At 32.5% G+C, this 26,010-nt stretch carries 23 protein-coding genes; 3 read left to right on the top strand and 20 right to left on the bottom strand.

What is annotated here, in order from left to right:
• Window positions 1-12: 12 nt before the first annotated feature.
• From ACP15M_RS13260 to ACP15M_RS13245, 4 genes are all read right to left on the bottom strand, one after another.
• Window positions 13-1,107, bottom strand: coding sequence for a hypothetical protein (locus tag ACP15M_RS13260; RefSeq protein WP_425077687.1), 1,095 nt, complete (start codon window positions 1,105-1,107; stop codon window positions 13-15).
• A gap of 61 nt (window positions 1,108-1,168) precedes the next feature.
• Window positions 1,169-1,951, bottom strand: a complete 783-nt coding sequence (locus ACP15M_RS13255; protein WP_425077686.1) for a hypothetical protein — start codon at window positions 1,949-1,951, stop codon at window positions 1,169-1,171.
• Window positions 1,938-2,501: an RNA polymerase sigma factor gene (locus tag ACP15M_RS13250; RefSeq protein WP_425077685.1), complete on the bottom strand. Its 564-nt coding sequence runs from the start codon at window positions 2,499-2,501 to the stop codon at window positions 1,938-1,940. The genes ACP15M_RS13255 and ACP15M_RS13250 overlap by 14 nt, the downstream gene beginning before the upstream one ends.
• Window positions 2,502-2,573: 72 nt before the next feature.
• Complete coding sequence (locus ACP15M_RS13245; RefSeq protein ID WP_425077684.1) at window positions 2,574-3,551, bottom strand: polyprenyl synthetase family protein; 978 nt, start codon at window positions 3,549-3,551, stop codon at window positions 2,574-2,576.
• A 144-nt stretch (window positions 3,552-3,695) separates the two neighbouring features.
• On the opposite strand from ACP15M_RS13245, the gene ACP15M_RS13240 reads away from it, so the two are divergent.
• On the top strand, window positions 3,696-5,375 hold the full coding sequence (locus tag ACP15M_RS13240) for a choice-of-anchor J domain-containing protein (protein WP_425077683.1): 1,680 nt from the start codon (window positions 3,696-3,698) through the stop codon (window positions 5,373-5,375).
• Window positions 5,376-5,428: 53 nt separating this feature from the next.
• Here ACP15M_RS13240 and rlmN read toward each other — a convergent pair whose 3' ends face one another.
• From rlmN to ACP15M_RS13190, 10 genes are all read right to left on the bottom strand, one after another.
• Entirely contained in the window at window positions 5,429-6,469 is a 1,041-nt protein-coding gene (gene rlmN, locus ACP15M_RS13235; RefSeq protein ID WP_425077682.1) for a 23S rRNA (adenine(2503)-C(2))-methyltransferase RlmN, read from the bottom strand.
• Between the two features lie 220 nt (window positions 6,470-6,689).
• A complete protein-coding gene (gene queA / locus ACP15M_RS13230) occupies window positions 6,690-7,739 on the bottom strand; it encodes a tRNA preQ1(34) S-adenosylmethionine ribosyltransferase-isomerase QueA (protein ID WP_425077681.1) in 1,050 nt (349 codons plus the stop codon).
• A 71-nt stretch (window positions 7,740-7,810) separates the two neighbouring features.
• Window positions 7,811-9,037: a 3-phosphoshikimate 1-carboxyvinyltransferase gene (aroA, locus tag ACP15M_RS13225; protein WP_425077680.1), complete on the bottom strand. Its 1,227-nt coding sequence runs from the start codon at window positions 9,035-9,037 to the stop codon at window positions 7,811-7,813.
• A gap of 2 nt (window positions 9,038-9,039) precedes the next feature.
• On the bottom strand, window positions 9,040-9,366 hold the full coding sequence (locus ACP15M_RS13220) for a nucleotide pyrophosphohydrolase (protein WP_425077679.1): 327 nt from the start codon (window positions 9,364-9,366) through the stop codon (window positions 9,040-9,042).
• A gap of 15 nt (window positions 9,367-9,381) precedes the next feature.
• Complete coding sequence (dtd, locus tag ACP15M_RS13215) at window positions 9,382-9,834, bottom strand: D-aminoacyl-tRNA deacylase (protein WP_425077678.1); 453 nt, start codon at window positions 9,832-9,834, stop codon at window positions 9,382-9,384.
• Between the two features lie 15 nt (window positions 9,835-9,849).
• Entirely contained in the window at window positions 9,850-10,797 is a 948-nt protein-coding gene (gene rsgA, locus ACP15M_RS13210) for a ribosome small subunit-dependent GTPase A (RefSeq protein WP_425077677.1), read from the bottom strand.
• Between the two features lie 71 nt (window positions 10,798-10,868).
• The gene (locus ACP15M_RS13205; protein WP_425077676.1) at window positions 10,869-11,951 is read right to left on the bottom strand and encodes a chorismate mutase; all 1,083 of its coding nucleotides are present in this window, start codon (window positions 11,949-11,951) and stop codon (window positions 10,869-10,871) included.
• Between the two features lie 8 nt (window positions 11,952-11,959).
• Window positions 11,960-12,811, bottom strand: coding sequence for a prephenate dehydrogenase (locus ACP15M_RS13200; protein ID WP_425077675.1), 852 nt, complete (start codon window positions 12,809-12,811; stop codon window positions 11,960-11,962).
• 3 nt (window positions 12,812-12,814) lie between these two features.
• Window positions 12,815-13,960 (bottom strand): pyridoxal phosphate-dependent aminotransferase, encoded by a 1,146-nt coding sequence (locus tag ACP15M_RS13195; RefSeq protein ID WP_425077674.1) that lies wholly within the window; start codon window positions 13,958-13,960, stop codon window positions 12,815-12,817.
• Window positions 13,957-14,784 carry a prephenate dehydratase gene (locus ACP15M_RS13190; protein ID WP_425077673.1) on the bottom strand — a complete coding sequence of 276 codons (828 nt, stop codon included), beginning with the start codon at window positions 14,782-14,784 and terminating at the stop codon, window positions 13,957-13,959. Before ACP15M_RS13190 ends, ACP15M_RS13195 begins: the two co-directional genes overlap by 4 nt.
• Before the next feature lie 371 nt (window positions 14,785-15,155).
• Between ACP15M_RS13190 and gldA the strand changes: the two genes are divergently transcribed.
• Window positions 15,156-16,049, top strand: a complete 894-nt coding sequence (gldA, locus tag ACP15M_RS13185) for a gliding motility-associated ABC transporter ATP-binding subunit GldA (RefSeq protein ID WP_425077672.1) — start codon at window positions 15,156-15,158, stop codon at window positions 16,047-16,049.
• A gap of 28 nt (window positions 16,050-16,077) precedes the next feature.
• On the opposite strand, the gene ACP15M_RS13180 is transcribed toward gldA, so the two are convergent.
• From ACP15M_RS13180 to ACP15M_RS13170, 3 genes are read right to left on the bottom strand one after another with little or no spacing between them, the layout of a single operon-like run.
• A complete protein-coding gene (locus ACP15M_RS13180) occupies window positions 16,078-16,830 on the bottom strand; it encodes a head GIN domain-containing protein (RefSeq protein WP_425077671.1) in 753 nt (250 codons plus the stop codon).
• The gene (locus tag ACP15M_RS13175) at window positions 16,827-17,924 is read right to left on the bottom strand and encodes an acyloxyacyl hydrolase (protein ID WP_425077670.1); all 1,098 of its coding nucleotides are present in this window, start codon (window positions 17,922-17,924) and stop codon (window positions 16,827-16,829) included. The genes ACP15M_RS13180 and ACP15M_RS13175 overlap by 4 nt, the downstream gene beginning before the upstream one ends.
• A 43-nt stretch (window positions 17,925-17,967) precedes the next feature.
• On the bottom strand, window positions 17,968-19,227 hold the full coding sequence (locus tag ACP15M_RS13170; protein WP_425077669.1) for a pyridoxal phosphate-dependent aminotransferase: 1,260 nt from the start codon (window positions 19,225-19,227) through the stop codon (window positions 17,968-17,970).
• A gap of 603 nt (window positions 19,228-19,830) precedes the next feature.
• Between ACP15M_RS13170 and metK the strand changes: the two genes are divergently transcribed.
• Window positions 19,831-21,084 carry a methionine adenosyltransferase gene (metK, locus tag ACP15M_RS13165; protein WP_425077668.1) on the top strand — a complete coding sequence of 418 codons (1,254 nt, stop codon included), beginning with the start codon at window positions 19,831-19,833 and terminating at the stop codon, window positions 21,082-21,084.
• Window positions 21,085-21,319: 235 nt separating this feature from the next.
• On the opposite strand, the gene ACP15M_RS13160 is transcribed toward metK, so the two are convergent.
• The 3 genes from ACP15M_RS13160 to ACP15M_RS13150 all read right to left on the bottom strand — a co-directional run bounded on the left by ACP15M_RS13160 (window position 21,320) and on the right by ACP15M_RS13150 (window position 25,997).
• Window positions 21,320-24,070 (bottom strand): carboxypeptidase regulatory-like domain-containing protein, encoded by a 2,751-nt coding sequence (locus tag ACP15M_RS13160; RefSeq protein WP_425077667.1) that lies wholly within the window; start codon window positions 24,068-24,070, stop codon window positions 21,320-21,322.
• Window positions 24,071-24,137: 67 nt separating this feature from the next.
• On the bottom strand, window positions 24,138-25,028 hold the full coding sequence (locus ACP15M_RS13155; RefSeq protein ID WP_425077666.1) for a GLPGLI family protein: 891 nt from the start codon (window positions 25,026-25,028) through the stop codon (window positions 24,138-24,140).
• A 120-nt stretch (window positions 25,029-25,148) separates the two neighbouring features.
• Entirely contained in the window at window positions 25,149-25,997 is an 849-nt protein-coding gene (locus tag ACP15M_RS13150; protein WP_425077665.1) for a GLPGLI family protein, read from the bottom strand.
• Window positions 25,998-26,010 lie beyond the last annotated feature (13 nt).

The following is a 26,010-nucleotide window of genomic DNA, read 5'->3' as shown; positions in this document are numbered from 1 at the left end:
GTGCTTTAATGATTAATGCAAATCAAATCGTAATCCTAAAGACACATTATGCTGATTGATAGCTTGATCTTTAAATAACGGATTTAAATCGTATTTAGCATATAAAGCTATTTGACCTATACCAACATAACCACTCAATCCATAAACAAAATTAGAAGCATTAAAACTACGTCGAGATTTTTCTTTCACAAAATCTCCATCTTCCTTGTAACGTAATTTTCTTTGTGTTGCTAATCGTACTCCAGCATAACCTCCAATTCCTACTTTAAACTTACGGTCTGTAAAATAACGGATTCTATTTTTATATTCTTTTAATCGAGAAGGTCCAAACTCAAAATGTACAGGAACCACTAAATTGGTCACTCTTAATTGCGATTTTCGTAAACCCACAGGAAATTCTTCTAAAATGGTTTCATTGTCATTTTGAACAAAATACAAATCATCTTTTACATTTAATTTATTCCATTGAAAAGCTAAACCATAATTAAGTCTTGCAAAGTTTGACTTTTTAGCTAGACGTGTTTCCCAAATCCAACCTAACTCTAAAAATCCAGAACCTCCAAGTTCGTATGGTGTATTACTTAAATCTTGACCATCTCCAATAGCATTATTGAAACCTATAGAGAACAACAACTTATTTGTTGTTCTAATATCATACTTAGGTGGTTTTTTTTCATCCTTTTCTAAGTCGATTACAAATCCTTTAGTACCAATACTGATAGACATAGAGTTATCTTCATCATCTGGAACATTAGCTATATCTGGATTTCGCTTTAAAAGATTAATTTTTGCATCTATAATAGCAATGCGATCTTCAATGTTGGCTGCACGTCTCAAAGCAGCTTCCTTTTTTAATTGTTCAGCTTCAGTATTGGTAATTTCTCCTCTCTCTAAACGTTGATTGATTACTTCAACTTCTTGTTTTAAAAATTCACGTTCTTCATTAGTTATGGTCTTTTTTGTTTCTTCTAGCCTATCTATTTTTAACCCATTGGCTCGATAAGGAATTGTATCTTTTACAACAGTATTTTGTTTTTCTTGAGCAGTAATTGTACTTGCAATAAGGCATAGAACAAGCAGCACTACATGTTTAGTAATAGTGTTCATAATGTTTAAAATTTAATTGATGTTGAGCTTAACTCTTCGTTTTTTGATTAATGATATTTAATTAGTTACGACGTTCGGCAACTGCAGTTTTTACCGAATTATAACTAGATTTTAATGCTTCGAATACTTTATCTCTAAACGATTGTTCTAACTCTACCTCAACGTCTTGAAGTAAGGCTTCTGCACTAACCGTTTTGAGTGATTCATCGAATATACGTTGCTTTAAAATTTCTCTTTGCGCTTGTTTTAAAAGCGAATCTATTTCTCTATCAGACACCGAAGATTTATCTGTTTTTAGTTGTTTTATAGCATCTACAACTTCCATGATTTTTAATTCTTCTTGTGATAAAGCCTCAATCATCGTCTGGTTTTCTTCTTTAGACTTTGCATTATTATTAGAAGCAATAATTTCTTTAGAGATTTCTGGTTGTGTGATTACACTTGCTTTTTTAATTGTTTTTTTCGCTTCAATAGTTTTAGCATCTGAAGTTGAAGTCGCTACATTTGTTTGAGTATCTTTAATGATTTCAGTTTTTGATTCAAAATTTGGAATAACATCAATAGACTTGTTTGTTGTTTCTGTTTCGCTTTGCAGAATTGTTTGCGTATCAACAACAGCAGGTAAGTCTTTTGTATCAGCATTATCTTTATAAAACTGAGTTGTTATTAGAACAACTCCTACAATACTTGCTGCAATACCAAGCCACCAAAACTTAGCGTTATTACTCTTTTTGTTTTCTTTATCTAATTTATCTGCAAGAGTACTCCAAGCATCAGCTGATGGTGTTAAAGTTCGATTTTCGAGCTTATCTTTTAGCTTTTCTTCAAATTTAATTGGTGCCATAACTCGTTTTATTTAATTCTTTAATTTTTTTCTGAAGCATTTGTCTTGCTTTAAATAATTGTGATTTAGAAGTGCCTTCGGAAATATTTAGCATGTTTGCTATTTCAAAATGTTTATATCCTTCAATGGCATACATTACAAATACCATTTTATAACCTTCTGGCAGCTCATCTATTAACTGCTGAATTTGAGCAACTTCAATTTCAGTATTAATATTATTTGAATAATCATGCGGAATGGATACATCTTCAGTTAGAAACTCTACTTGTTTTTGTTGTCTAATAAAAGAAATCGATTCTCTTACCATTATTTTTCGCAACCATCCTTCAAAACTTCCTTTGTCCTTAAAGGTTTTCAAATTTATAAACGCTTTAAAAAACCCATTAAGCATTACAGACTCTGCATTTTGAATGTCCTTTATATAATATCTACAAACGCTTAACATTTTAGGCGCATGAACCTTATATAATTCATGTTGTGCTTCACGATTGTTTTTAGCTGCCTTTTTTAAAAGTGCTGTGTTATTATTATGTAACTGAATAACTTTCAAATGTGCTTATTTAAGTCTTCTATTTATAAAGACGCAAGAATAATGCAAATGGTTGCCTGATGAAGAAAAAAATTATTTTTTTCTATCTATAACATAATTAACCATAAGCTGTAGTGCAGATTTGTATTGGGATTCTGGATATGAATCGAGAAGTTGTAAAGCCTCATTTTGAAAGGATTTCATTTTATTAACAGCATATTCTAATCCGTTATTTTGCTTTACAAATGCAATGACTTCTTTTACTCGTTTTTTATCTTTATTGTGATTTTTTATCGAGTTAATTAACCACGATTTTTCTTTTTTTGAACACGTATTAAGGACATGAATTAAAGGCAAGGTCATTTTTTGCTCTTTAATATCTATTCCTGTTGGTTTACCAATCGCATCATCACCATAATCGAATAAATCATCTTTAATTTGGAATGCCATACCAATGAGTTCTCCAAATTTACGCATTGTATCAACATCTTTTGAATTAGGCTTAACTGATGCAGCTCCAAGACTACAGCATGCTGCAATTAATGTGGCTGTTTTTTGTCGGATGATATCGTAATAAACCACTTCAGTAATATCGAGCTGTCTTGCTTTTTCAATTTGAAGCAATTCACCTTCACTCATTTCTCGAACAGCAACCGAAATAATCTTTAACAAGTCAAAATCATTATTATCAATTGATAGTAGCAAGCCTTTTGACAATAAATAATCACCAATGAGAACGGCAATTTTATTTTTCCAAAGCGCATTAATTGAGAAAAAACCTCGACGTCTGTTACTATCATCAACAACATCGTCGTGCACTAAAGTGGCAGTATGAATTAATTCAATTACAGAAGCTCCTCTATACGTTCGTTCGCTCACTTGACCATTATCTACCATTTTAGCAACTAAAAACACAAACATAGGTCGCATTTGCTTGCCCTTTCGGTTTACAATATAGTGCGTAATTCTGTTTAACAGCGCAACCTTACTTGACATAGACAATAAGAACTTTTGCTCAAAAAGTTCCATTTCATAGGCAATAGGTTGTTTTATTTGTTCAGTTATTTTCAATGTAAAAGTATCTAATTGCTAAATTACTAATTAACTTAGACTTGATTTATAATACCTGTAATTATTAGTTAAAATAATAACGTTTAACAGTTCAACCTCTATTTTTTTGTATATTTATCATCAATTAATCAAAATTATACACTTATGAAAAAAATTACTTTATTATTAGCGTTAGTCTTCTCTTCAAGTCTAATGTTTGGTCAAATTTATTTTGAAGATGACTTTGACGGTTCAGGTCCTGGAATTGCAGGATGGTCTTTAAATAATGTAGACGGACTAACACCTAATGCTGCTGTAGCAGAATTTACTGATGCATGGATACAAGTTGACAGAGATGGTACTGCTTCTGGAGGAGGAAACTATGGTGGACCTGCTGGTAATTTCGCAGTAGCAAGTACATCTTGGTACACACCTGCAGGAACCTCAGACGATTGGTTAATCACGCCTCAAATCAATTTACCTGCTGACGCAACTTTATATTGGGATGCTAAAGCTCAAGATGCGACTTATGCCGATGGTTACGAAGTAAGAGTATCTACTACTGGAACTGCTGTAGCAGATTTTACAGACATATTACTTACTGTACCTAATGCAATGTCTGATTGGGAATCTCTACAACTTGATTTATCTGCTTATACAGGTCAAGATATTTACATTGCATTTAGAAACAACTCTACAGATCAGTTTGTACTTCTTGTTGATAATGTTGAAGTGTCTCAAACTCCTTCATGTGTTATTCCAACCGATTTAGTAGCAGAGGATTTAACATCTTCTACTTTTGAAATAAGCTGGATGGATGCTAATTCTGGAACTCCAACTTGGGAATTTGAAATAGGTGCTGAAGGTTTTACCCAAGGTGGTGGTGGAACACTAATCACAAATGTGATGTCTTCTCCATATACATTTATGAGTCTATCTCCAAATTCTAGCTATGACTTTTATATGAGAACTAATTGTGGTGGTGCCAATGGTGAAAGTGATTGGATTGGACCATTTACATTTAGAACTTTAAGAGATTGTACTGGTGAAGCTATATCTACTTACTATACAAACAACTTCCTTGATGAAACAATCTTAGATTGTTTTGAATTTGAAGATATAGATGGTTTAAGCCCAAGCTGGACATTTAACACTGGGATTAATGACCTTGATGGTGACGGAACTACAGATAACTTTTTAGTAATGTTCCCTCAAGCTGCTACTGAAACTGAAAAGGATGATTGGTTATTTTCACCTCAAATTAATATGACTGTAGGAAATGATTATCCTATAAGTGTTATTTATAATGCTTTTGATTTTAACACCGTTGCTAATGAAAGTTTTGAGCTATATATTGTTGATGATCAATCATCTACTGCAGCAACACAAATTTTATTAGGCACTTATTCTAATATAACACAAGCAGGTGTTTTTGGTGATACTGGAGGAAATGATATGATTACTCAAGCTTACACAGCATTTGAAACTTTCTCTCCAACTACTGATGGTGCTTATTACGTAGCAGTTAAAGCTACATCTACAGGATCTCCTAACCTATTAATGGTTTTAGATATTATTGTAGATGAAACGTTAAGTGTTGATGAGTTTGAATCAAATAACTTTAGTTATACGTATAACAAGAATACAGATCAATTAACATTAGAGTCTTCTAATATGGCTTTCAATGGTATTGAAATGTATAGTATTCTTGGTCAAAATGTAATATCTAGAGAATTATCAAGTCAAAATGAGGTAATTGATTTATCTGGTTTAAATGATGGTATTTATCTAGCAACTGTGACTATTAATGGTAATAATAAAACTATCAAGATATTAAAACAATAGTTTTAACATCTTTTAATATCAAAAGAAGAGCTACAAATTGTAGCTCTTTTTTATTATGACTTATTGGCTAGTTGACCACAGGCTGCATCAATATCTTTGCCTCTAGATCGTCGTACTGTAACTGTAATTCGGTTAGCTTCTAACATAGACACATACATATCTAATGCTTTGGAATTGGCTTGTTGAAACTCACCATCATCTATTGGGTTATATTCTATTAGATTGACCTTACTTGGCGCAAATTTACAAAATTCAATTAAGGCTTCAACATCTCTTTTAGTATCATTAATACCATCCCAAACCACATACTCGTAAGTAATTCTGTTTTTGGTTTTGGCATACCAATACTCAAGTGCTGCTCTTAAATCTTTAAGCGGAAATGTGGCATTAAAAGGCATTATAGATGTACGAACTTCATCTATTGCAGAATGTAACGACACTGCGAGTTTAAACTTCACTTCTTCATCTGCCATTTTTTTAATCATTTTTGGCACTCCTGAAGTAGAAACTACTATACGTTTTGGCGACATCCCTAACCCTTCTGGCGAAGTGATTTTATCAATAGCTTTTAAAACATTATTATAATTCATGAGTGGTTCTCCCATTCCCATAAACACAATATTACTTAAAGGTCTGTTATGATACAATCGACTTTCTTTATCAATAGCAACAACTTGGTCGTAAATTTCGTCTGGATTGAGATTTCTCATGCGTTTGAGTCTTGCTGTGGCACAAAATTTACAATCTAAGCTACAACCAACCTGACTAGACACACATGCTGTTGTTCTATTTTTAGCAGGAATTAGAACTGACTCAACTATTAAGCCGTCGTGTAGTTTTACAGCGTTTTTTATGGTGCCATCTGCACTACGTTGCATTTGATCTACTTTGATATGATTGATGGTAAAGTTAGCTTCTAGCATTTCTCTAGTTTGCAAAGAAATGTTAGTCATATCTTCAAAGTTATGAGCACTTTTACTCCACAACCATTCATAAACTTGATTTCCACGAAATGCTTTATCGCCTTGACTTACAAAAAAATCACGCAATTGTTCTTTGGTTAAAGCTCGTATGTCTTTCTTTTTAATTTCCATATCTGCTGCAAAAGTAAGGAAAGGATTTTTGATAACTCATAATGTGTAAATTTAAAACTGATGTTTTGCATTAGTGATTGAAGTGGCATCCTTTTACAGTAAGCTGTAAAAGATATAGCGGAAAGCACGACACTACATTGCTTTTGCAAAGTAGTGGAATGCCCAAAATAAAAAAAGCCTCATTAAAAACGAGGCTTTGTAAATATTATAGAATGTTAGTTTAGATGATTAACATCGCATCACCATAAGTGTAAAAACGATACTTTTCTTTGACAGCTTCTTCATAAGCTTGCTTCATAAAGTCATGTCCAGCAAAGGCAGATACCATCATTAACAATGTAGATTTTGGTGTATGAAAATTAGTAATCATACAGTTTGCAATGCTAAAATCGTAAGGTGGAAAAATAAACTTGTTAGTCCATCCCGAAAACTCATTTAATGTACCATTTGAAGACACAGAACTCTCAATAGTTCGCATTGCTGTTGTACCAACTGCACAAACACGTCTTTTTTCTGCAATACCTCTGTTAATTACATCTGCTGCGCCTTCTAGAATCTCTATTTCTTCACTGTCCATTTTGTGCTTAGACAAATCTTCGACCTCAACTGGGTTAAAGGTTCCTAAACCAACATGTAGAGTCACTTCTGGTAAGTGAACCCCTTTAATTTCTAAACGTTTTAACAGGTGTTTTGAAAAGTGTAAACCTGCTGTTGGTGCCGCTACAGCACCTTCTTTTTTTGCAAAAATGGTTTGGTAACGCTCTTCGTCTTCTGGCTCTACATCACGCTTAATATATTTTGGCAATGGTGTTTCGCCTAATTCGGTTAATTTATGTCTGAATTCTCTGTAAGATCCATCGTAAAGAAAACGTAATGTTCGTCCTCTTGATGTAGTGTTATCAATAACCTCTGCAACTAATGTATCGTCATCTCCAAAATAGAGTTTATTACCAATTCTAATTTTTCTAGCTGGATCTACTAACACATCCCAAAGACGCTGTTCTTGATTAAGTTCTCTTAATAAAAACACTTCAATTCTTGCTCCTGTTTTTTCTTTATTACCATATAAACGTGCAGGAAACACTTTTGTGTTATTTAAGATCATGACATCATCTTCTTCAAAATAATCGATAACATCTTTAAAAAGCTTGTGTTCAATGGTTTGATTTTTACGATCTAAAACCATTAACCTAGCTTCATCTCTAATGTCTGAAGGATGTTCTGCTAATAATTCTTCTGGTAAATTAAAATTGAAGTGTGATAATTTCATAAAATTTTTGTTTTTTTCAAGTCGCAAATATACAATCTCAAAGTAGGCCTTGTCAAGTAAATGGGCTGATTTTATTCAGAAAATTTAAATCCGAGCGTTTTTAGGTCTTCCCAAAATGACGGAAACGATTTTGAAACGACATCTGCATCATTAATTTGAATTGGTATTTTTAATGCTAAAGGTGCAAATGCCATTGCCATTCTATGATCATTATACGTATCGATTGATACATTTTCATTTAAAGTTTTAGCAGCTTTTAAGTGTAATGAGTCTTCAGTGATAGAAGCTTGTCCTCCTAATTTTTCTATTTCATTTTTTAAAGCTGCTAAACGATCGGTTTCTTTTATTTTGAGTGTATGTAATCCTGTAAGGTGACATTCTATATCTTGCGCTAAACAAGTCACAGCAATGGTTTGCGCAATATCTGGTGAATTGTTAAGATTATATGTTTTTGGGTTTAAATCTGCTTTTGTTTTAACTAAAATTATAGCGTTATCTTGAAATCGTGTTTCTACACCAAAATCTTTATAGATATCGACTAAAGCCGAATCCCCTTGTAAACTATCTTTTTTATAAGATGATAATGATATTTGAGTTCCTATTGGACTCAAGGCTACAATACTATAAAAGTAGGATGCCGACGACCAGTCTGATTCTACAACTATAGTTTGTGAACTATTGATTGATGCTTTTGGAAAAACAGTAATGACTTTATCTCTAAATTCTGTTTTAACACCAATTTGGTTTAATAAATCTAAAGTCATATTAATATAAGACCTAGAAGTAATGTTTCCTTCGAGCGTTAATTGTAAACCATTTTTGAGTTTTGGCGCAATAAGCAATAATGCTGAAATATATTGACTACTCACATTTGCACTTAAAGTCACCTCATCTTTGATTAATCTTTGACCTTTGATTGCTAAAGGTGGACAATCTTTTGTTTCTATGTATGATATCTCTGCACCTAAAGTATTTAAAGCATCTACCAAAATTTTAATTGGTCGTTCTTTCATTCGAGTCGAACCTGTCAAAATTACGCTTCTGTCTTTTTGAGTTGCAAAATAAGCTGTAAGAAAGCGCATGGCAGTTCCTGCATGATGAATGTCTATACAACCTTCAGAAGTGTTTAATGCATATTGCATGACTTTAGTATCATCACTATTAGAAAGGTTTTTGATCTTTATTTTTGGAAACAAGGCTTGAAGCAATAACAATCTATTAGATTCACTTTTAGAACCTGTAATTATGATCGATGATTTTTGCTTAGCGATTGATGATTTTTGAAGCACAACAGTCATCGTTACTTTAACTTTTGATTGTTGTGATGCCTATCATGGTCGCGTTTCGTTTTTTTATCCATTTTTTTATCAAACGCTTCCTGAAGGTTTATTCCTGTTTGGTTGGCTAGACATAGCACAACAAACATAACATCGGCTAATTCTTCGCCTAAATCTTTGTCTTTATCACTTTCTTTTTCGCTTTGCTCACCATATCTACGAGCAATAATACGAGCAACTTCACCAACTTCTTCTGTAAGTTGTGCCATGTTAGTCAACTCATTAAAATAGCGAACACCATGTTCTTTAATCCAATTATCAACTTCGGTTTGAGCGTTTTTAATGTTCATTTTTTTAAAACTAAATTAGACTTTGTTTTTAGTATCAAAAATAATCGTAACTGGACCATCATTTAAAAGTTCTACTTTCATATCTGCTCCAAAGCTTCCAGTTTGTACCTGTTTTCCTAGATCTGATTCTAACTGCTTAACAAAAGCTTTATAGAGAGGAATAGCAACATCAGGCTTTGCTGCTTTAATATAACTTGGTCTGTTTCCTTTTTTTGTACTTGCATGTAATGTAAACTGACTGACAACAATGGCATCTCCATTAGTGTCTTTAAGCGAACGATTCATCACATTTTCATCATCGGAAAAGATGCGAAGATTGACAATTTTATTGGACAACCATTTAATGTCGTCTGAAGCATCTTCATTTTCAATACCTAAAAGAATAAGCATGCCTTCAGAAATAGCAGCAACACATTCTGAGTTTATGGTAACACTAGCTTTGGAAACACGTTGAACAACAACTTTCATGTATAAAAACTATTTTTATTCTTCCCAATTATCGGTTCTGTAATGCTCATCTTCACCTTCTAATATTTGAAGATAACTTCGATATCTAGAAAAGGAAATTTCATCATTATCTAATGCTGCTTTAACAGCACATTTTGGCTCTTCTTTATGCAAGCAATTATTAAATTTACAATATTGTTTTAGCTCAAAAAACTCTGGAAAATAATCACCAACTTCTTCCTTATCCATATCTACAACTCCAAACCCTTTTATACCAGGAGTGTCAATAATTTTTGCTTCAAAGCTCAAATCAAACATTTCGGCAAATGTTGTGGTGTGTTGACCTTGGCTATGTTGTGTTGAAATGGCTTTAGTTTTTAAATCTAAATCAGGTTCAATTGCATTTACTAATGTAGATTTCCCTACACCAGAATGACCTGCAAACATACTGACTTTGCCATGCATGAGCGCTTTTACCTTATCAATATTTTTTCCAGTTGTTGCAGAAATACCAATACACTCATAACCAATTTTCCTATAAATATGAGCCAAATATTTTACCTCATCTAGTGTTGATTCGTCGTAAGTATCAACTTTATTGAATAGCAATATGGTTTTCACAGAATAGGCTTCTGCAGTGACTAAAAACCTATCAATAAAGCTTGTAAATGTTGGAGGATTGTTAATTGTAATCAGCAAAAAAACTTGATCAATATTAGAGGCAATCACGTGAGTTTGCTTAGATAAATTAACCGATTTCCGAACGATATAATTTTTACGATCGTGAATGGTATTAATCACACCTGTTGTGGTATCATTGTTGGTTTCTAACTCAAAATCGACAATATCACCTACTGTAATTGGGTTGGTACTTTTTATACCTTTTAATCTGAACTTTCCTTTTATTCTACATTGATATATTGCGCCAAGATTTGTCTTAACGGTATACCAACTTCCTGTAGATTTATAAACGGTTCCTGTCATTTAAAGTAATAATAAGCAAAGTAACAATTTTAATTTCTATTAACCAGATTGAAGTGTATTTGATACTATTTTTAATGATTGATAATTTTCTCTTGATGATTAATAGACTCTTGGTGAATGGCTTTAAACAATCGTAAGATGAATTCTTCACTCAGTCCTTTTTCATTTCCTTCAAGAACCATTTTTCCTAAAATTTCATTCCATCGTTTACTTTGTAAAACAGCAACATTTTTACGCTTTTTAAGTTTTCCGATATCATCAGCAACTTTCATTCGTTTCCCTAACAACTCAATCAATTGGTTATCGACAACATCTATTTGAGCTCTTAAATTGTTGATTTCATTATTGTATTCTGCTTCAGGATCGGTTTCTTTTCTAATTCTTAAATCGGTCATGATTTGTACTAAACGCTCAGGTGTAACTTGCTGAGCTGCATCACTCCATGCTTTATCTGGCGTTGTATGTGTTTCAATCATAAGTCCATCAAAATTAAGATCTAAAGCCGTTTGAGACACATCAAAAATCATGTCGCGTTTTCCAGTAATATGTGATGGGTCATTAATTAATGGTAAATCTGGAAACCTAGTTTGTAACTCAATAGCAATTTGCCATTCTGGATTATTTCTGTATTTAGATTTTTCATACGTTGAGAATCCTCTATGTATGGCTCCTAAATGTTTAATATTTGAAGAGGCCAAACGCTCAATAGCACCAAGCCACAGTGGTAAATCTGGATTGACTGGATTTTTTACCAATACAATTTTATCTGTTCCTTCTAAGGCTTCAGCAATTTCTTGAACAATAAATGGACTAACTGTGGAACGTGCGCCAATCCATAACAAATCGATATCATGCTCAAGAGCTAATTCTACATGGTTTCTATTCGCAACTTCAGTTGCGGTTTTAAGTCCAGTTTCTTCTTTTACTTTTTGTAACCATTTTAAACCTAAAGCACCAACACCTTCAAAATTTCCAGGTCGTGTTCTAGGTTTCCAGATTCCTGCTCTATAATAACTAACATCAGTATTTTTTAGCTCGTGTGCTATTTTTAAAACTTGTTCTTCGGTTTCAGCGCTGCATGGTCCAGCAATCACTAAAGGATGATTTAATCCTAAATCATCTAACCATGTTCTCATTTCCTTTTTATTTTTCATAATCTTTTCTATGCAATTCCGTTTAAAATACTTTTTATATGATTTGTATTTTGCATTTCGTTGAATATCTCATCAAAATCATCAGATTCCATCAACGTTTTAAACTGTTTTAAGTTATTAATATACTCCTCAAGTGTTTCGATAACATTAGCGCTGTTTTGTTTAAAAATGGGTGTCCACATTGCTGGAGAACTTTTAGCTAGACGTACTGTACTTTCAAAACCACTTCCAGCCATATCAAAAATATCACGTTCATTTTTTTCTTTTTCAATGACAGTTTTCCCTAACATAAATGAGCTTATATGTGATAAATGTGACACATAAGCTATATGCTTATCATGAGCTTCAGGATTCATATATCGTATACGCATACCTAAATTAGAAAATAGTTGCATAGCTTTCTCTTGAAGTTTGAATGTTGTTTTTTCAACTTCACAAATGATATTGGTCTTCGTCTGAAACAACTTATGAATTGCGGCTTTTGGCCCCGAAAATTCTGTACCAGCAATAGGATGTGTGGCTAAAAAATTACGTCTATTCTTATGAGTACTTACGGCCTTACAAATTGGGTTTTTAGTTGAACCTACATCTAAAACCAAGGTAGTGTCTGAAATAGCATCTAATATTTTAGGCAACTCTAAAACGGCTTTATCTACAGGAATAGACAACACGACTAAATCAGCATTTACCAAATCAGTATAAGTTGCCTTTTGATCAATGATACTAAGGTCTAATGCTTCATCTAAATGCGAATCGTTAGTATCTATCCCAAAGATTTTAGCATGCTTATAGTTAGACTTGATATCTAATGCCAAGCTTCCTCCAATTAATCCAACTCCTATAATGTATATATTGTTCATACCTTATGTTAATCTCTTTAAAGCCTCTTCTAATTTATCTTGAGGTGCACACAGTGATATTCTAATGTATCCTTTTCCGTTTGAGCCAAAAACCGTTCCTGGTGTGATAAACACAGAGCGTTCTTTTAATATCAAATCGATATACTCTTCAGAGTTAAAATGGTCTGGCAATTTGCACCAAACAAACAATCCTGAAGCATTTTTATCGTAGGTACATTTAAGTGCATCTGCTATTTTCCAAACAATTTGTCGACGTTGCTCATAGACGCTATTCAAGCTCATATACCACATATCTGAACAGTTTAAGGCTTCGACTGCGCCTTTTTGAATGCCTAAAAACATGCCAGAGTCCATATTGCTTTTTACACGCAATACAGCTTTGATATATTCTGATTTTCCTAATAACATGCCAACACGCCAACCAGCCATATTAAAAGTTTTACTCAAAGAATTAAGCTCTAAACAAACCGCTTTAGCATCTTTATATTTTAGAATACTTCTCGGATAGCGATTAAGAATAAAACTGTAAGGGTTATCGTTTACAATTAAAATATCATTACGCTTTGCAAAGGTGATTAAATCTTCAAATAATTTATTAGTTGCCTGTGTTCCTGTTGGCATGTGTGGATAGTTTACCCACATTATTTTTACTTTTTCGACACCTCTTTTTTCTAATGCAATTAAATCTGGAAACCAATTATTATCTTCAATTAAATCGTAAAACACAGGTATAGCTCCAACCAAATTTGTAACTGATTTATAAGTTGGATAACCTGGATTTGGAATTAACACCTCATCACCTTCATTTAAAAATGCTAGAGAAATATGCAAAATTCCTTCTTTGCTTCCCATAAGTGGTAACACTTCGGTTAACGGACTTAAAGGCACATTAAAATTTTTCTTATAAAACCCAACTATAGCTTCTCTTAATTCTGGAATACCTTGATAACTTTGATACTTATGCGCTCCATCTTCATTAAACGTTTCAACTAGTGCATTCAATACACGTTCTGGAGGATTCATATCTGGACTTCCAACACCTAAATTTATAATAGGTTTTCCTTGTGTTTGAAGTAAATTAACCTCTCTGAGTTTTTTTGAAAAGTAATACTCTTCAACATTTTGTAATCGGTTAGCTATTGGTATCATAATCTTGCATTTTTGTATTCTCCCAATACTTTAAAATCTTGAGCCATAATTTCTATAATAGATTTTGCTTTTTTAAAATCGCTATACATCTCAAAAGTGACGTCAACGAAGAAAGCATATTTCCAAGGGGTTTCAATTTTAGGAAGCGATTGTATCTTTGTTAAATTTAGCTTACAATCACTTAATACATTTAAAATAGTTGCTAAACTTCCTCTTTTATGGTCTAATTCAAACTTTATTGATGCTTTATTAATGTCTTTTTCTAGAACTTCAGAATTTTTAGTCTTGACAATAAAAAATCGTGTTTCATTATGTTTTATTGTTTGTATGCTTTCAGCCAAAATCTGAAGCTCAAATAACTCAGCAGCTAATTGCGATGCAATTGCAGCTACGTGCTTTAATTGTTTACTCTGTATGCGTTGTGCAACTTCGGCTGTATCTTTATCTTCAATAAGCTTTATATGTGGAAACTGTTTGAAGAAAGTTTTGCATTGTAATAATGCCATTGGATGAGAGTAAACTTCTTTAATATCATCTATTGTTTGATTTGGCAATGCCATTAAATGATGTTGAATATCTAAATAATGTTCACCTACAATATGCAAATTATAGTTGTCTATTAAAGCATAATTTGGAATGATTGAGCCAGCTATTGAATTTTCAATTGCCATAATTGCTGCACTGTGTTCCGTATTTAATACACTATCTACTACACCATCAAATGTGAGATTTTCAGATATGCTGACCGTTTCATCAAAAAATTGTTGTGACACAATATGATGAAATGATCCTTTTATTCCTTGTATAGCTACTGATGTTATCAAACTTACTTTACTAATCTTATGAAATCTCGAAATACATTCGAAATGTATTCAACTTTTTATTTTGAATTCATTTTACTTCTCAAGATAACATTTCACAAAAAAAAGTCCCGATTTTCATCGAGACTCATATTAAATTTATAATTATAAATTATACATACAACATCTCTCTCTTTTAGCTAAAAAAGAAATAAAACCAGTTATAATATGTACGATTTATAGTATTCATGTCGTTTATTAAGTTGCTAAAGTAATTATTATTTTAGGAAATCAAAATTGTTAGCCTTTATTTTTAAATATCTGCTTTAAAGAATTATAGATTTCAAGCCTGTCATTGGTTATAATTACTATTTTTGAACAAATACAATTAATATATGTCTATTGAAGTTGAAAACATTTCTAAAGTTTATGGCGAACAAAAAGCGCTAGATGATATATCCTTTACTGTGAGCAAAGGTGAAATTGTAGGTTTTTTAGGTCCGAATGGCGCAGGAAAATCTACTTTAATGAAAATACTAACAACCTATATCAATGCTACTGAAGGCCAAGTAAAAGTTAATAATTTTGACGTTCTAGAAAACAAACAAAACGTTCAAAACAGTGTTGGGTACCTTCCAGAGCACAATCCTTTGTATCTCGAGATGTATGTTAAAGAATATTTAACCTTTAATGCTAATGTGTATAAGGTATCTAAAGCGCGAATAAATGATGTTATTGATCTTACAGGACTCACTCCTGAAGCTCATAAAAAAATCGGACAACTATCTAAAGGTTATCGTCAACGCGTTGGATTAGCCAATGCATTATTACACGAACCCAATGTTTTAATCCTTGACGAACCAACAACTGGACTTGACCCTAATCAACTAATAGATATTAGGCATTTAATAAAAACCGTTGGCAAAGACAAAACTGTATTTTTATCAACGCATATCATGCAAGAAGTAGAAGCTATTTGTGATCGTGTTATTATTATAAATAAAGGACAAATTGTAGCCGATAAAAAGCTAAAAGATTTACGTGATGACCAAGAACAAACGGTAATTGTTGAATTTGACTATAGAGTTGAAGATGCCTTTTTATTAAAATTACCACATGCCAAATCTGTAACTAATACGCATGATTTTATTTATGAAGTTACCTTTTCAACTACTGAAGACATGCGTTCTCATGTGTTTGATTTTGCACATGACAATGAATTAAAAATTCTTCAATTAAATCAAAAAAATGCAAGTTTAGAAAGCTTATTTAGAGAATTAACGTCTTGATTATGTAGGCTGTAGGCAAAAAAAACTATTAGTTTTCAAAAATAAGTTGACCAGTATAAAATTCTTCAACCTCAACTGTTGGTGGTGTATTAACTGAAATCACATCTCCTGTGCTTCTAATTTCACCTATAAGAGATTGTTGCGGATTGACAATCATATCGTTACTACTACGTTGAAATATTTCAATGTTCTGAGCGATTAAATGTCTGCCTTCAAAACGTGCGTCACCAGAATAATACCCAATAAATAAATCGTCTACTTGACCACTTATAAACATAGATGACAAATTATTAACCACACAATCTAACGCAGCACAATCTACCTTGACATTAAAATCTCCATCAGAATTTACATCACCTTCAGCATTAAAATCTTCAGAGATTAATTTTAAGTTATCAAAAGCTAAAATACCATCACTACTAACTGTTAATCCCGAACCATTTCTTATTTCGGTAAGGTTTGGAGCACTAACATATACTTTAGTTAAACTATAATCTCGTGTTAAATTACAGGCATTATTATTAATAATTGACAACCTATTATTTTCTACTTTTACTTCAATATCGTTAAGTAAATACTCACCTGTTTCAACAATAACACTTTGAGTATTGCTTTGCTTAACAATAAGTTCAACTCTAGAAAACACAGTGATTTTAGTAAAATCACTTACTACAAATTCCTCTTGAATGATATCTCCTGAATTTTGAAAACAATTAGGTGCATCTTCGTTATTACAAGATGACAATACAATTACTAAAAGGATGTATACTAAGTTTTTCATAATCTAACTCCTATTCCAAATTCTACAGCTTCAGCTTTGGCTCCATGAGATTTTAAAGTAATCGCTCCATAAAAAGTGTCGCCAACATAACGTTTCAAACCAATTCTATTATAAACACGTCCTTCAAAATCGTAAGGATAATACACATAATAACCCAATTGTGTGATGATAGACATTTTATTGACAAACAACTCATGACCAACAAAAACACCTACACGTTTCCAATCTTCATCACCACTCACACCCAATTCTGGAAATGCCACAGAGTAATAATAAATGAGTTCTTCTAAAAATTTAGAAAAGAACACATCTGCTCCTACTTGAATGGCACTTTTTCTATTTAAACGTTTATCTGCATAGGCAGAAATGATATAAAACGGAAATTGACCTACACCAATAACATCACTTTCATTAACACCAGTTCTAAACGCTAAATTGTATTTTATTTTCTCTGTGAATTTCTTGTCTTCAGTTAATGGAATATATTCTGGTTCATTTTCATGATCGAACAAATACGTTGTTCCTAAGTTAAACACAAATGAATTTGTAGATGTATTAGGTGCTTTAAAATTAGCATTAGAATAGTGAATAACTGAAATACCAGCTTGCACACCAAAACCCTTAAATATATTTTCTTTTTTATAGTTAAGCATCAAATAGGTTGTGCTCAACAAATGCGAACCATAGGCATTATTTTTAAAATTGGTTTCTTTATCATAAGGGTTGGTATTGTAAGCTATACCTTGTCCGATTCTTAAATTGAGGTTTCGTTTAAGAAAATAAAAATTGTAATGTGCATATACACTATAATTTTCTCCCAAAACAGGGTTTTTCATATCTTGATAAATAAATGAAAAACCCCAATCTGGATAATTAAATCTACTTTCCCAAGCATTTAAACCATAGGTTTTTTTATTGTAGCTTAATATAAAACCTGTAGGATGGTCTGTAATTAAATGTGCAATATCTGGATTATGTTCTAAGATTGTGCCATAAAATAGACTGGCATCTAATGAAAAATTGTTATGATTTTCATCTTGTGAAAATAGTAATCCACAACAAAGGGAAATAAAAATCGCTAGGTAAAGTTTCATGTATTTTAATCTGAAGCAAAAGTAACAGAATAATTTAAACGCTTTACGATAAATTAGCTAAGGCCTTTTTTAATAGTTCAAAAATGGTATCAATGTCTTCTTTTTTAGAAGTCCCAACAGATAACCTAAACCAATTAGAGGTTTGCGATGTTCCAAAAGCATAAAATGGTACAATAGCAAGTTTAGCCTCTTGAAGTAAATAGCTTGTAACTTCCTGAATTGTTGTTAGTGTGTTTCCTTCTGAAGTTTTCTTACCTATAAGATCAAATTGTACTGTCAAATACAACGCTGCTTCAGGCTCGATGGCATCTACTGGAAACCCTTTAGATTTAAGGAGTTGAAATTCATCATAAAAACGATTCAATCTAAAATCTAATTCGCTTTTAATATGCTCCAAATATGAAGTCACTGCATTAGTCTGACGTAAATATGAAGCTGTAGCCATTTGTTCTGCCTTTGGTGACCAAGCTCCAATATGACTTAACATAGCTTTCATTTTATTAATCACATGAGTCGGTCCAAAAGCCCAACCTACACGAACTCCAGTAGCAGCAAATGCTTTAGACATACCATCTATAAAAATAGTGTAATCACGCATTTCTGACACCAACTCAACAGGATTATAATGTTTTGTATGCCCATAGGTTAATTGCCAATAAATTTGATCGTACAACACATATAGAGGTTTTATGTTTTCTTCTAATCGACGTTGATTTTCAGTTACTACAAGTTTAGAAATTTCAGTTAAAGTTTGTTTATCAAACGTTGTTCCTGTTGGATTTAAAGGAGAACACAATGCTATTAAATTCACCTCTTGAATATGAGGTTTAAGATCTTCAACCGTTGGCATAAACTTATGTTCAGGTTTTGTTTCAACGATAACAGCTTTATTTCTTGCCAAGTAGGTATAGGCATCATTATTCCAAGAAGGCACAGGATACAAAACCGTATCATCTACATCTAAAATGGTTTGATACACTGCATAAATCAAAGGCCGAGCACCTCCAGAAATTAAAATCTCATTTTTAGAATAGTCTAAACCAAGACTTTTAGATAAATATTCAGAAACACTTTCACGAAGCACTTCCATACCATTAGCCGCAGGATAATTCGTGTGGTTATTATTGTAAGCCGATACAATTTCTTCTTTTAATTCTTGAGGAATAGGAAAAATACTCGCATCAAAATCTCCAATAGTTTGGTTATAAATCGTTTCTCCTTGTGCTTTAAGGGCATTAACCTCTCCTGCAATTTTTATGATTTCAGAACCCTTTAAACCTTCAGCTAATTTTGATGTTTGCATGACTTACTATTCTAATATTTTAATGCTGCAAAAGTACAGTTTAAATAAGGATTTCTAAAATAGAATTTAAGTCTAATCGTATGATCTTTTTAATCCATGTCGTTGGAGAAAACTATACTTTCAATAATATTGTCAATACTAAAGAAGCCATCGTAAGCACTAATAGTTTAAAGAAAAATATTAGTTCTAGTTTATACTTTTTCATTGTGTTGTAGGTTTAGTTTTACACTGCAAGATTAGAGTTTTACTTTATCTTTATCATTAGCATATTTCAAACAAATTGTTAAGATTCAACAAAGAACTATTTAACAACTCATTGGTTTATTTTAAAACTTCTAATACCAATTTAATTTGTTTTCATTTCCATTTAATTGTTATGTTTTCTAGTTTCAATATTATACGTACTTTTGTCCTCGATAAAAAAGAGGAAAAATTTGTCCTGATTGCAACCTCTAGTACTAAACTTGTTTTAGTACCTGTTTGAAAATAACAGATTCTGAAATGAATTCAGAATAATAAAAATGCTAAAGCAGTTGGTTTTTTTTAACTTCTCTAGCGATTAAGCAATCTCATTTTTTTCTAAAACCATTAAATATAAATTATATGCCATATTTATTTACTTCGGAAAGTGTTTCAGAAGGTCATCCAGATAAAGTTGCAGATCAAATTAGTGATGCATTAATAGATAATTTTTTAGCTTTTGATAGCGAATCGAAAGTAGCATGTGAAACACTTGTTACTACAGGTCAAGTGGTTTTAGCAGGTGAAGTAAAATCGAACACCTATTTAGACGTTCAAAAAATTGCTCGTGATACCATTAATAAAATTGGTTACACAAAAAGTGAATACATGTTTGATGGCAATTCTTGTGGTGTATTTTCTGCTATTCATGAACAATCTGAAGATATTAATCGAGGTGTAGATCGTGAATCTAAAGAAGAACAAGGTGCAGGTGACCAAGGCATGATGTTTGGTTATGCGTCTAAAGAAACTGATAATTATATGCCTTTGGCTTTAGATTTATCACATCGTATTTTAAAAGAACTGGCAGACTTACGTCGAGAAAACAAAGACATTACCTATTTACGTCCAGATTCTAAAAGTCAAGTTACTATTGAATATAGTGATGATAATGTTCCTCAACGTATTGATGCCATTGTAGTATCTACACAGCATGACGACTTTGGGACAGACGAAGCAATGCTTTCAAAAATTAGAAAAGATATTATTGAAATCTTAATTCCGAGAGTCGTTGCAAAACTACCAGAACACATTCAGGTACTATTTAATGATGATATTACCTATCACATTAATCCGACAGGAAAATTTGTAATTGGTGGACCTCATGGAGATACTGGCTTAACAGGTCGTAAGATTATTGTAGATACGTATGGAGGAAAAGGTGCTCATGGTGGTGGTGCATTTTCTGGAAAAGATCCAAGTAAAGTTGATAGAAGTGCTGCTTATGCTACAAGACACATTGCAAAAAACATGGTTGCAGCAGGTATTTGTGACGAAATTTTAGTACAGGTGAGTTATGCCATTGGTGTTGTTAAACCAACGTCTATTTTTGTAGACACCTATGGAACTTGTCCGTTTAATTTAACAGATGGTGAAATTGCTGAAAAGATTGCTGACATCTTTGATATGCGACCAGCAGCTATTGAATCTCGCTTAAAATTACGTCAGCCAATGTATAGCGAAACTGCGGCTTATGGACACATGGGAAGAGATTCTGAAACGGTAAGTAAGACTTTTGAGCAACCAAATGGAGCTCCTAAAACTATGGATGTTGAATTATTTACTTGGGAAAAATTAGATTACGTCGATAAAGTAAAAGACGCTTTTGGATTGTAAGTTCCATTAAATAAATTATAAAAAAACCCTTCTCAAATTGAGAAGGGTTTTTGTTTGCGTTAAGGATAGTAGTGGTATCCTTTTTGTTATGTTAAAGACCTTTCGTCAACTTCGTTGTGTGCTTTCAATAAAAATATATTTTCATTTCATCAATGCTCAAGGTGACACGACAAAAAGATAAAACGAATAGCCTGACCAACCGAAGTTTTAACGTAGGTTGGAAACGCCCTAAATTTTATAACGAATAAATCACTCTAAAGGTTACAAATCTTGGTTGTATAAACGTTTCTGAGCTAAACACCGAAATATTTCCTGCGCTGTTATTAACTTTAGAATCGATATCTAATAAATTGGTAGCTTTTACTTCAAATTCCCAATTGGCATCTTTATTTTTTCGGTATGCTAAGCTTGCATCCCAAGTTTGAAAAGATTGCGATGGTCTTACACCATCATCTTGATTGGTATAGGTATAATCTGTTCTGAGTGTTAACGAATCCCATAGGTAAGCATCAAATTCTACGGAAGGTGAATTGGTAACAAACTCTGTTGATGTAGAACCTTGATCGTTGTTTGTGATTGAATACGTATATCTTAAACGTACGTTTGGTGCTTTTCTAAAATTGGTACGTAATTCTGGAGTATAACTATGCGAAAAGCTTTCGCTAACTGTTTTTCTTCCTTGTACAAACTGATTTTGTTTTGCATACGAAAAACGCGCTCCAAGTCGCGCTCTAATTTTCTTAAAGGTTCGCTCTACGCGTCCAAACACATTTGCAGATTCATCGGCAAAATTGGAATTGAAATAAGAGCTCGTTCTAATGACATTATCAAAATTGGTGGTACTTCTAATTTGATCAATGTTTTTGCTATAATTTGCAAACGCAAATACATTGGTATAATTAAATAGATTGAAACTAAAGTATCGTAAACTCAGATTATGTGACAGCGAATTTTGAAGTTCAGGATTACCATAACCTATACTACTAAAACTGTTTAAAACCAATCCTTCGGCAAGGCTTGTTACATCTGTAAATGCATTGGTCATGTTATAAGTAAAGGTTAAGCTTTCGCTCTTTTTAAATTGAATTAGGGTTTCAAATTCTGGCATAACTCTAAAGAAATTGTCTTTATATTCTACACCAAATTGCGTGTTTTTGTTTCCGTATGAATGTAATGAAAATCCAGGTGTAATGGTAAACTTTCCTGTTTTAAGTCTATAACGAAACCCTAAATACACATCACTAAAATTGTATTCTGTATCATTTTCATTTGATAACAAATTACCATCATCATCTAACAGTGTTGCAACTGGATCGAAAAATGAGCCATCATCTAAAAACTGAAAAATGTTAGAGTTAAACTTTTGATTGCTTAAGATTGTTCCTAGTGTTAGATTAATATTACTTTTCTTATTCAAGATGTAATAGTAATCTAGTTTAGCATCTAATTGATTTGATTTGATACGTCTGTCTTGATTAAGATTATATCCAAACTGATCTCTATTAAGTCCTAAGGCTAAAGCTGTATTATCAAAAGCATCTTGATCTTGAGGTGCATCATTATTATTTGTTGGATCATTAACGAGCAACGCATTATAAAATGGATCTTCATCTTTTATTAAGTGTTGTGCCTCTAAAGCAAAAATATTTTTTTCACTTAACGTATAATAATAATTAAGATTTTGGTTGATGCTAAATGGCTTCACTTCTCTTAACTGATTTGTATTTCCAACAACAGACGAAGATTCATTTTGTTGTTCAGAATCGCTTGAAATTCGACCTAAAATATCGTAATCTAACTGATTATTGAAATTTGGTTTGTACGATGCACTTAACTTTGCCAAACCTTGATCTGAAGCTTCTTTACCTGTTTGAACCGTTTCTTCGTTTGGAATTCCTAAATCTGGATCAATATATCTTACAAAACTTTCTTCACGTGTTCGTAAACGAGTACTGTTATAAATTAAGAAGCCACTAAGGTCTAATGCCTTATTTGGAGCATAACTAAAATTCATGGCTCCAAGTTTAGATTCAATTTCTTGAGCATTTCCAAGATTGGTCAATCCGCTAAGACCATTATCTCCTAAATTAATACTAGTTCCACTGCTTTGACTAGGCAATCTAAATCCGCCTCCAAAATTTCTCAAATCTCGATTGGTTAATGCTGGTTCTCCAATATTATTCAAGTCGCCAATAACATTAATACTGTATTTGGGACTATAATAAAATAATTTTGGCTGAAATAAGTATAACTCATCATCTGTAGCTACACCAGTTCCAGCAGTCACATCACCAAACCAGAAATTCTCTTTTCCTTCTTTTAGTTTGATATTTATTGCAACATTATCTTGGTTATTTTGAACGCCTCTAAGCTGACCAACTTCGGAATAGTTTCGTAACACTTGTACTTTATCTACTGCATTAGATGGAATATTTTTTGTTGCTAATTTTGAATCGCCATCAAAAAAATCTTTACCATTAACCATGAGTTTATTGACGACTTTACCTTCAACTTCAATTTGTCCGTCGTCATTAATTTCTACACCTGGAAGTTTTTTTAAGACATCTTCAAGTTTTCGTTCTGATCCATCTTTAAAGGAATCTGCGTTATACACCAAAGTATCTCCTTTAATTGTTACAGGCATTTCATAAGTAAGCTCAACAGCATCAAGTGCATTATCATACTGAAGTGTATAATCTTTTGCGATATTATCTTCTTTGGTAGTTAGCTCTTCAGAAAGCGTTTTCATACCAATATAACTCACTTGAACTGTATAGGTTGTATTTTTATCTAAATCTAATTTAAATCGACCTTTATCATTAGAAATGGCATAGGAAGCCATAGCCTTGGTCGCTTTATTGATTGCAATAACATTTGCTAACTCAAGAGGTGACCCAATACTATCTTTTACGATACCTTGAACTGTAATTTGAGCACTAGTAAAGCTCGTTACAAGTAGTAACGCTAGTATACATATATTTTTCATTTGATTGATTTTTGTTTCAATACCGTTTTTACTTGGAAAAACTGAAACATTAGTTGTTGATTATTAATTAATTTCGGCGATCTCTTCCGCGTCCTCCATACATTTGTCGCATCTCTTCAATCTTTTCTTTCATAATCGTATTGTATTCTTTTCGAGTAACGACTTCTCCAGTATCTGGTTTTTTAATGTCCTCTTTATCTTGAGGATTCATCACTATTTTTGTGCATAGCATAACAGTTCTATCTGCTTGTACTTCAAGAATCAATCCTGGAAGTCCATGATATTCAGCTGGTCCAGCACTTACTGGTATTTGTGGTGTATACCAAGCGGTAACTATTATAAATTTAGGCACTTCTACTTCGTCTAAAGGATTGTCTGATTCTGTTTTAGTGGAATCAGCTGTAGTTTCGCCTTCCTTTTTTTCATCGTTAGATTTTTTTTCTTTTCTACGCATGCTCATAAAATCCATCTCATCTACGGTCTTAGTTGTTGTGGCTTTAAAGCACGTGTATTGTCCTATTTGTTTGGTTTCATTTTCAAGCTTCCATTCTAATTTTGGCAAAGAATCTCTCACTAAAAATTGTTTTCCAAAAAACTCTTGCTCTTGTAAAATGACATTATCTTTAATATTTTTATACTGAGGACCACCTGTAAAGCTACTCATCATGCCTCTCCATGGACTACCACCTGCTCCAGGAGCATCTAGTTTTTCTTCTTCTTTGTATGTAGATTCGCTACGATTAAAATTAAGCACATAGGTTTTTTCTAACATACTCTTCATACGCTCAGCAATCATCTTTTTTTGCTGTTCACTCATTTGTCCACCTCTTCCCCAACTACTCATATCTACAGTAGTTTTAGTTTGATAAATGGCTTGACCTTGAAAGTCTTGTGCTGCTGCATCTACACTCATTAAAAGTATTAATGCTATACAAAATTTAGTAATTACATGTTTCATTGTTGTAGTCTTAGTCTTTAATTGAGTCAAAATTAACTCATTATATTTTAACTTAGACTTTAAAAACTACAAATAGTTAAACCTATAAAGGTTAAATTTATCTTAAAGCTTTAAACTAAATTAACCACCAATTCTAATCTCAATACGCTCTCCATCTCTACCTCTATCATTAGTTCTGTAACGCTCTTCCATTTCTTTCATTTTCTTTTCCATGATTTTATCATAAGCCTCTTGTGTTACTTCTTTACCATTGTCTGGCTCTACAATTTTAACAGCGTTTTTGGGATTGATGACAATTTTACTACAAATAACGGTTTCAGAACCATCATTAACCTCTAATATTAATCCTGGTAATCCATGGTAGTTTCCTGGACCAGCACTTACAGGAATTTGAGGCGTATACCAAGCTGTAATGGTAATTTCTTTCATTTTTGGCTCTTTATCAGCAGTACTCAAATCTTTATCTCCATTAATACTTATTCCACTTTCAATATCTTCAACTTCTCTAGTTGTAGTTGCTTTAAAACAGGTATAATCTCCAATATTTTTGGTTTCAGAACCTAAGGTCCATTCGATGTCTCTTAAGTCATCTTTAATCAAAAACAGCTTACTAAACGATTCGTTTTGATTGGTGTATCGTTTTTCTTTAATATTCTTGTAAAGCACATCAGATCCACCAGACATTACCATGACCATATTCACACCTTGAGGCTGTGGTGCAGCTAAAGCTTCTTCCTCTTTATAAAGGGATTCAATTTTACTAAAATTTAATCTATAAGTCTTTTCAAATTGCTTTTTAAGCATTTCCATCATCTGCTCTGCCATACCAGAAGCCATTTGAGTACTATCTAATTTAATATCAATTTTACGCTTTGATTTATAAGTCGCTTCTCCTTGAAATTCTTGTGCATGAACATTGCTAAATGTTACTATTAATGCTACCAATAGTATTTTAATGATTGTATTCATAACTTCGTTTTTT

The sequence above is a fragment of the Psychroserpens sp. S379A genome, assembly GCF_049800755.1.
In the GTDB taxonomy this organism is placed as follows: domain Bacteria; phylum Bacteroidota; class Bacteroidia; order Flavobacteriales; family Flavobacteriaceae; genus Psychroserpens.
The sequence above is the reverse complement of the archived record's forward strand: the minus strand, read 5'-3'. Positions and strand labels throughout refer to the sequence as shown.

Coding starts and splice junctions, on each gene's coding strand:
- ACP15M_RS13260 (WP_425077687.1), bottom strand. CDS start 1,107: ATGAACACTATTACTAAACATGTAGTGCTGCTTGTTCTATGCCTTATT.
- ACP15M_RS13255 (WP_425077686.1), bottom strand. CDS start 1,951: ATGGCACCAATTAAATTTGAAGAAAAGCTAAAAGATAAGCTCGAAAAT.
- ACP15M_RS13240 (WP_425077683.1), top strand. CDS start 3,696: ATGAAAAAAATTACTTTATTATTAGCGTTAGTCTTCTCTTCAAGTCTA.
- rlmN (WP_425077682.1), bottom strand. CDS start 6,469: ATGGAAATTAAAAAGAAAGACATACGAGCTTTAACCAAAGAACAATTG.
- queA (WP_425077681.1), bottom strand. CDS start 7,739: ATGAAATTATCACACTTCAATTTTAATTTACCAGAAGAATTATTAGCA.
- aroA (WP_425077680.1), bottom strand. CDS start 9,037: ATGACTGTTGTGCTTCAAAAATCATCAATCGCTAAGCAAAAATCATCG.
- ACP15M_RS13220 (WP_425077679.1), bottom strand. CDS start 9,366: ATGAACATTAAAAACGCTCAAACCGAAGTTGATAATTGGATTAAAGAA.
- dtd (WP_425077678.1), bottom strand. CDS start 9,834: ATGAAAGTTGTTGTTCAACGTGTTTCCAAAGCTAGTGTTACCATAAAC.
- rsgA (WP_425077677.1), bottom strand. CDS start 10,797: ATGACAGGAACCGTTTATAAATCTACAGGAAGTTGGTATACCGTTAAG.
- ACP15M_RS13205 (WP_425077676.1), bottom strand. CDS start 11,951: ATGAAAAATAAAAAGGAAATGAGAACATGGTTAGATGATTTAGGATTA.
- ACP15M_RS13200 (WP_425077675.1), bottom strand. CDS start 12,811: ATGAACAATATATACATTATAGGAGTTGGATTAATTGGAGGAAGCTTG.
- ACP15M_RS13195 (WP_425077674.1), bottom strand. CDS start 13,960: ATGATACCAATAGCTAACCGATTACAAAATGTTGAAGAGTATTACTTT.
- gldA (WP_425077672.1), top strand. CDS start 15,156: ATGTCTATTGAAGTTGAAAACATTTCTAAAGTTTATGGCGAACAAAAA.
- ACP15M_RS13180 (WP_425077671.1), bottom strand. CDS start 16,830: ATGAAAAACTTAGTATACATCCTTTTAGTAATTGTATTGTCATCTTGT.
- ACP15M_RS13175 (WP_425077670.1), bottom strand. CDS start 17,924: ATGAAACTTTACCTAGCGATTTTTATTTCCCTTTGTTGTGGATTACTA.
- ACP15M_RS13170 (WP_425077669.1), bottom strand. CDS start 19,227: ATGCAAACATCAAAATTAGCTGAAGGTTTAAAGGGTTCTGAAATCATA.
- metK (WP_425077668.1), top strand. CDS start 19,831: ATGCCATATTTATTTACTTCGGAAAGTGTTTCAGAAGGTCATCCAGAT.
- ACP15M_RS13160 (WP_425077667.1), bottom strand. CDS start 24,070: ATGAAAAATATATGTATACTAGCGTTACTACTTGTAACGAGCTTTACT.
- ACP15M_RS13155 (WP_425077666.1), bottom strand. CDS start 25,028: ATGAAACATGTAATTACTAAATTTTGTATAGCATTAATACTTTTAATG.
- ACP15M_RS13150 (WP_425077665.1), bottom strand. CDS start 25,997: ATGAATACAATCATTAAAATACTATTGGTAGCATTAATAGTAACATTT.